Annotated in this window: 1 protein-coding gene; it reads right to left on the bottom strand. The window is 63.4% G+C overall.

Going from position 1 to position 484, the window contains the following annotated elements; all coding sequences use genetic code 11:
* The coding region (locus SB822_RS54930) for an IS3 family transposase (protein WP_410858826.1) at window positions 1-484 on the bottom strand (484 nt) is incomplete at both ends.

Here is a 484-nt window from a genome sequence, read left to right as displayed (position 1 = left end):
GCTCCGTGCGCATGTGCGGCTTGAGCGACCAGCCCACCACCTGGCGGCTAAACAGGTCCAGGATGACCGTCAGGTACAGCCAGCCCTCGTCGGTCCACAAATACGTGATGTCTGTGGTCCAGACCTGATCGGGCTTCGTCGGCGAGAAGTCGCGTTGCAGCAGGTTCGGTGCGACCGGCAGGTTGTGCTTGCTGTCGGTCGTGGCCTTGAAGCGTCGCTTGGTGCGCGCCTTGATACCATGCAGCTTCATCAGCCTCTGAACCCGGTCCTTGCTCACGCGAATGCCTTGCGCAAGCAGCTTTTTCCACACGCGCGGCCAGCCGTACTCGCCTTTGGATTCGGCGTGTACGGCCTTGATGTGGACCAGCAGCGCATCGTTGCTGATGCGTCGGCGCGGACGGTCTGTATCGACGTCCCGGGCCTTGCGGGCGTGATAACCGCTGGGACTGACACCCAGCGCCTCGCAGGCCACGGAAACCGGCCA

Origin of the sequence: Paraburkholderia sp. SIMBA_054 (assembly GCF_046534875.1) — a bacterium.
Taxonomy (GTDB): domain Bacteria; phylum Pseudomonadota; class Gammaproteobacteria; order Burkholderiales; family Burkholderiaceae; genus Paraburkholderia; species Paraburkholderia hospita.
Note: the sequence above shows the minus strand (reverse complement) of the source record. Positions and strands in the feature narration are given on the sequence as shown.